The organism is Pseudomonas sp. FA-1 (genome assembly GCF_056856075.1).
This window is the reverse complement of sequence record NZ_JBWXTH010000005.1, coordinates 62656-68819: the sequence shown is the minus strand read 5'-3', so window position 1 is coordinate 68819 and position 6164 is coordinate 62656. Positions and strand designations below refer to the sequence as shown.

The 6164-nt window shown below is 60.9% G+C and carries 4 protein-coding genes and 2 tRNA genes; 1 reads left to right on the top strand and 5 read right to left on the bottom strand.

Translation table 11 applies throughout. The features are described from left to right. Positions 1-2: 2 nt before the first annotated feature. The 5 genes from AC1MHZ_RS11005 to alaS form a co-directional block, all read right to left on the bottom strand. Positions 3-76 (bottom strand) — tRNA-Arg (locus tag AC1MHZ_RS11005). Between the two features lie 107 nt (positions 77-183). Beyond that, positions 184-274 (bottom strand) — tRNA-Ser (locus AC1MHZ_RS11000). A gap of 72 nt (positions 275-346) precedes the next feature. Further along, complete coding sequence (gene csrA / locus AC1MHZ_RS10995; protein ID WP_043209419.1) at positions 347-535, bottom strand: carbon storage regulator CsrA; 189 nt, start codon at positions 533-535, stop codon at positions 347-349. Positions 536-702: 167 nt separating this feature from the next. After that, on the bottom strand, positions 703-1938 hold the full coding sequence (locus tag AC1MHZ_RS10990; RefSeq protein WP_084858281.1) for an aspartate kinase: 1236 nt from the start codon (positions 1936-1938) through the stop codon (positions 703-705). A gap of 81 nt (positions 1939-2019) precedes the next feature. Then, positions 2020-4644, bottom strand: coding sequence for an alanine--tRNA ligase (gene alaS / locus AC1MHZ_RS10985; RefSeq protein WP_084858282.1), 2625 nt, complete (start codon positions 4642-4644; stop codon positions 2020-2022). 303 nt (positions 4645-4947) lie between these two features. Between alaS and AC1MHZ_RS10980 the strand changes: the two genes are divergently transcribed. Continuing rightward, positions 4948-6120, top strand: a complete 1173-nt coding sequence (locus AC1MHZ_RS10980) for a M91 family zinc metallopeptidase (RefSeq protein WP_324811710.1) — start codon at positions 4948-4950, stop codon at positions 6118-6120. Positions 6121-6164 lie beyond the last annotated feature (44 nt).

Sequence of the window (6164 nt, the reverse complement as noted above, 5' to 3'; positions counted from 1 at the left end):
GGCGGACTCAGGAGGATTCGAACCTCCGACCGCTCGGTTCGTAGCCGAGTACTCTATCCAGCTGAGCTATGAGTCCGTGTCTTGCCGCGCATTATAGTTCGCTGAATCGTTTTGCCAAGCACTTTTTCGTTTATTTTCAACGACTTAAGTGATCCGGCCAATTACAGCGCCCTACACGAAAAATGGCGGTGAAGGGGGGATTCGAACCCCCGATACCCTTATGAGGTATACTCCCTTAGCAGGGGAGCGCCTTCGGCCACTCGGCCACCTCACCGCAACACGGGGCGTATAATAACCAGACCCTTCCCCGTTTGCAAACCCTTTTTTGAAAAAAAACCGAGAAAAATTAAAGGGTTGGTTCTTCGTCCTTCTCTTTCTTGATCCGCAGATAGATTTCTTCGCGGTGAACGGCCACTTCCTTGGGCGCACTCACGCCGATACGCACCTGGTTGCCTTTGACACCCAGGACCGTGACGGTGATCTCGCCGTCACCAATGATCAGGCTCTCGGCGCACCGACGAGTCAGAATCAACATAGCTTTCTCCTCAAGCAATTCAATCAGGGACAACAGTCTGTAGTTGGCTGGGCCGGGCCATACATGGCACCAAGCCCGGATAAGCCACCGCACGAGGCAGGACAGGCGCCTGCGCAGCGGCCAGAAACGCGAAGGGCGCGGCAAGCCGCGCCCCTCCAGGCAGCGAGTTACTCGCCCTGTCGGGCAGGAGCGTCGAGTTCGAACGCGGTGTGCAGCGCGCGAACGGCCAGCTCCAGGTATTTCTCCTCGATGACCACCGAAACCTTGATCTCGGAGGTGGAGATCATCTGGATGTTGATGCTCTCCTTGGCCAGGGCTTCGAACATGCGGCTGGCCACGCCCGCGTGGGAGCGCATGCCGACACCGACGATGGAAACCTTGGCGATGTTGGTGTCGCCGATCACTTCACGGGCACCGATCTCGCGCGCGGTGTTTTCCAGCACGCTGTGCGCCTTCTCGTACTCGTTGCGGTGCACGGTGAAGGTGAAGTCGGTGGTGTTATCGTGCGAGACGTTCTGCACGATCATGTCGACTTCGATGTTCGCCGCGCTGATCGGGCCGAGGATCTTGAAGGCAACGCCCGGGGTATCCGGCACGCCGCGAATGGTCAGCTTGGCCTCATCACGGTTGAAGGCGATACCGGAAATGATCGGCTGTTCCATGGATTCCTCTTCATCAATGGTAATGAGGGTACCCGGACCCTCCTTGAAGCTGTGCAGCACGCGCAGCGGGACGTTGTACTTGCCGGCGAACTCCACCGAGCGGATCTGCAGCACCTTGGAGCCGAGGCTGGCCATTTCCAGCATTTCCTCGAAGGTGATCTTCTCCAGGCGCTGGGCCTGGGGCACTACTCGCGGGTCGGTGGTGTAGACGCCATCGACATCGGTGTAGATCTGGCATTCGTCGGCCTTGAGCGCCGCCGCCAGTGCCACACCGGTAGTGTCGGAGCCACCACGACCGAGGGTGGTGATATTGCCGTGCTCGTCGACACCCTGGAAGCCCGCCACCACGACCACCCGGCCGGCCTTGAGGTCGGCACGGATCTTCTGGTCGTCGATCTGCAGGATACGCGCCTTGTTGTGCGCGCTGTCGGTGAGAATCCGCACCTGGTTGCCGGTGTAGGACACCGCCGGCACGCCACGCTTGATCAGGGCCATGGCCAGCAAGGCGATGGTCACCTGCTCGCCGGTCGAGACGATCACATCCAGCTCGCGAGGAACCGGCTGGTCGGTGATCTGCTTGGCCAGGTCGATCAGGCGATTGGTTTCTCCGCTCATGGCCGACAGCACCACCACCAAGTCGGTGCCTTGCTCGCGGAATTTCTTGACCTTGTCGGCAACCTGCTCGATCCGCTCGATGGAACCGACAGAGGTACCGCCAAATTTCTGTACGATCAACGCCATTTCAAAGGTGCCTCAGCCCTCAAGGGCCCCAAAAAACCATCCAACATGAAAGGGCAGCGACTAGACCGCTGCCCCTTCATCTCAAAGTCCCTGCTCGGCGAACGGCACGGCCAGGGCCAGGGCCTTGTCCAACGCAGCGACGTCGACGCCACCACCCTGGGCCATGTCCGGGCGACCACCGCCCTTGCCACCTACCGCAGCAGCGGCTTGCTTCATCAGATCGCCAGCCTTGAGTTGGCCGGAGAGGTCCTTGGTCACACCGGCCACCAGCACGACCTTGCCCTCATGCTCGCTGCCCAGCAGGATCACTGCGTGGCCGAGCTTGTTCTTCAGCTGATCGACCAGGGCCAACAGGGCCTTGCCATCCTGACCATCCAGGCGTGCGGCAAGAACCTTGGCACCCTTGACCTCAACGGCCGCGTTGGAGAGATCATCCCCTGCGGCGCTGGCGGCCTTGGCCTGCAGCTGCTCGAGCTGCTTTTCCAGCTGACGGTTGCGCTCGAGCACAGCCGACAGCTTGTCGATCAGGTTGTCGCGATTACCCTTGACCAGCTGCGCGGCTTCCTTGACCTGCTCTTCGGCAGCGTTCAGGTAGGCCAGCGCCGCAGCCCCGGTAACCGCTTCGATACGGCGCACACCAGAAGCCACGCCGCCTTCGCTGATGATCTTGAACACGCTGATATCGCCGGTGCGCTTGGCATGGATGCCACCGCACAGCTCCACCGAGAAATCGCCACCCATGCTCAGCACACGCACGGTATCGCCGTACTTCTCGCCGAACAGCGCCATGGCACCCTTGGCCTTGGCGGTCTCGATGTCGGTCAGTTCGGTTTCCACCGCAGTGTTCTTGCGCACTTCGCGATTGACGATGTCTTCCAGGGCCTTGATCTGCTCCGGTTTCACCGCCTCGAAGTGGCTGAAGTCGAAACGCAGGCGCTGGCTGTCGACCAGCGAGCCTTTCTGCTGGACGTGCTCGCCCAGCACCTGGCGCAGCGCTTCGTGCAGCAGGTGAGTGGCGGAATGGTTCAACGAGGTGGCGTGCTGCACCTCAGCATCGACCTTGGCCTCGACGGGCGAGCCGATGACCAGAGCACCGCTGGCAACCACACCGTGATGCAGGAAGGCACCACCGGTCTTGGTGGTGTCGCGCACATCGAAACGCGCAGCGCCAGCCTGCAGGTAGCCGGTGTCACCCACCTGGCCACCGGATTCGGCGTAGAACGGTGTGCGATCGAGCACGACCACGCCCTGCTCGCCTTCACCCAGCTGGTCGACGGCCTGGCCGTCCTTGTACAGGGCAACGATCTTGCCCTGGCCTTCGGTGGCGTCATAGCCGAGAAACTCGGTGGCGACGTCGACCTTGACCAGGCTGTTGTAGTCCATGCCGAAGGCGCTGGCGGAACGGGCGCGCTCGCGCTGGGCCTCCATCTCGCGCTCGAAGCCGGCTTCGTCGATGGTCAGCTCGCGCTCACGAGCGATATCGGCGGTCAGGTCCATTGGGAAGCCGTAGGTGTCGTACAGCTTGAACACCACGTCACCCGGCACCACGTCGCCCTTGAGCTGGGCCAGGTCCTGCTCGAGGATGCGCAGGCCTTGCTCCAAGGTCTTGGCGAACTGCTCTTCCTCGGTCTTGAGCACGCGCTCGATGTGCGCCTGCTGGGCCTTGAGCTCGGGGAAGGCCTCGCCCATCTCGGCCACCAGGGCGGCGACGATCTGGTAGAAGAAGCTGCCTTTGGCGCCCAGTTTGTTACCGTGGCGGCAGGCGCGACGGATGATGCGGCGCAGCACGTAGCCACGGCCTTCGTTGGACGGCAGCACGCCATCGGCGATCAGGAAACCGCAGGAACGGATGTGGTCGGCGACGACCTTCAGCGAAGGTTGGTCGTCGTTGCTGCAACCGATGGCCTTGGCCGCAGCCGACAGCAGGTTGCGGAACAGGTCGATCTCGTAGTTCGAGTGCACGTGCTGCATGACCGCACTGATGCGCTCCAGGCCCATGCCGGTGTCCACCGACGGCGCCGGCAGCGGGTGCAGGACGCCATCGGCGGTACGGTTGAACTGCATGAAGACGTTGTTCCAGATCTCGATGTAGCGGTCGCCGTCTTCCTCCGGCGAGCCGGGTGGGCCGCCCCAGATGTCCGCGCCGTGATCGTAGAAGATCTCGGTGCAGGGGCCGCAGGGGCCGGTGTCGCCCATGGTCCAGAAGTTGTCGGACGCGTACGGGGCGCCTTTGTTGTCGCCGATGCGCACCATGCGCTCGGCCGGCACGCCGATTTCCTTGGTCCAGATATCGTAGGCTTCGTCGTCGCTGGCGTAGACGGTGACCCAAAGCTTTTCCTTCGGCAGGTTCAGCCACTTTTCGGAGGTCAGGAAGGTCCAGGCGAAGGTAATGGCGTCGCGCTTGAAATAGTCGCCGAAGCTGAAGTTACCCAGCATTTCGAAGAAGGTATGGTGGCGCGCGGTGTAACCGACGTTTTCCAGGTCGTTGTGCTTGCCGCCGGCGCGTACGCACTTCTGGCTGCTGACAGCCCGGGTGTAGGCGCGCTTTTCCTGGCCGAGGAAGCAGTCCTTGAACTGGTTCATGCCGGCATTGGTAAACAGCAGGGTCGGGTCATTGCCCGGAATCAGGGAGCTGGAGGCGACGCGAGTATGTCCCTGCTCTTCGAAGAAGCGGAGGAAGGCTTCACGGATTTCTGCGCTTTTCATAGGTTCTTCCACGGAAACGGCGGCCACACGTCGAATCGACGAAACGACGGCAAAGGGCGCCATTATATCCAGCCTGAACGGCGGATGCAGTGTGTTTGTACGTCGAGATGCCCAATCTGGGTGAAATTGTCATTCGAATAGCCCTTCGCAGGCTATACGGTTCATTGCCCGCCGACAACGCCCCGCCCAACGCCCCTCGCACCATCATGCATTAGATAGCTACCACTCCGATGCCCAAGCAGCCCCATAGGCTGGCCAACGCAACACCCGTTGCGTCAGTCCACCCCTTAACGAGGCAAGCGCATGCATCCCAATCCCTCCTATTTCATTTCAGGAAGAGTCAGTGGCTTCGAGCAATGGGCCGATACGTCGACCCCGGGCAGGACCATCCATCAACTGTTCGAATATCGGGACGACAAGCTGGACATCTACCTGGAACAAGTGTGGCTCGACGAAAGCAGGGCCCCCCACAAGCACCACATGGTCATCCAGACCCACGCGCCCGATGCACGCATCGATATCTCGACCTACGATTGCCACCTTTTCGCCACTATCGAAAACCAGCGATTCATCCTCGCACCGACACCCAGACAGACCCTCATCATCAAGACCAGCGATGGCAAGGCCGTCATCCGCGTGGGGGACGATGTGAAGACGCCGACGATCATCCGGACCGGAACGGGCCACAGCCAGATCACCACCGGCGGTGGTATCACGCAAGTATTCACCGGCGCAGGGGACGTGCAGGTCACGGTGGGTCAGGGCCTGGCATTTCTGGAAAGCGGTTCGGATAAAAGCCGCATTGACGGCCACATCTTGATAGACGACCCGCATACCGAAGGCGTGTATGCCCGGAACCGAGCCGATGATGCCCGCTTCGAACAACCGCTCCCCTCGCCTCTGGATACGCTCGCCAACGATACATTCGAAATAGAAGGCAGCGATACCTTCAAGCAGGCCGTGGGCAACCACCTGGTCTTCCTCAGGCATACGCAATGTGGCCAACGACTACTGATCGAGCTGGCCAAAAGGTCCCGGATCAGGATTACCGAAACCCAAGGAACGACCCTGTTCGCCCCAGAGGAAGCAGACCCGAACGAAGTCGACCACCACATCAGACAGAACAGCCGATTGGAATGGGTAGCCGGTTTTCCTGCCGAAAGGGGCGACCTGGCATTCAACCCGCAACACTCGCAAAGTGAAAACCTGCCGCTGTTCGATTTCTACCGCTGCCTTTGCGAGGCGTACAACGCCTTCAATGCCACGACACTGCCAGGTGAAGCGACCATACGAACCCTTGATCGCAGGGATATCCAGGTCAACAGGGCTCACCTGCAAGCAATCGGCCTACCGACCGGCTTCTTTTTCGACTTCGACCAGAACCCGGCAACCCCGGCGACCGACACGAATCCCGCGCCCTTCAACGAAAATGCATTGAGGCTCGAACTAGGCGTCCCATTGCGCACACATTATTGAGGCACCTGCGCATGGCAAGCGTTGCGCTTGCCTTGCGCAGGGCT

What these genes read in the sequence shown, in the direction of transcription:
- AC1MHZ_RS10990 (WP_084858281.1), bottom strand. Translation starts at nt 1,938, where the DNA reads ATGGCGTTGATCGTACAGAAATTTGGCGGTACCTCTGTCGGTTCCATC.
- csrA (WP_043209419.1), bottom strand. Translation starts at nt 535, where the DNA reads ATGTTGATTCTGACTCGTCGGTGCGCCGAGAGCCTGATCATTGGTGAC.
- alaS (WP_084858282.1), bottom strand. Translation starts at nt 4,644, where the DNA reads ATGAAAAGCGCAGAAATCCGTGAAGCCTTCCTCCGCTTCTTCGAAGAG.
- AC1MHZ_RS10980 (WP_324811710.1), top strand. Translation starts at nt 4,948, where the DNA reads ATGCATCCCAATCCCTCCTATTTCATTTCAGGAAGAGTCAGTGGCTTC.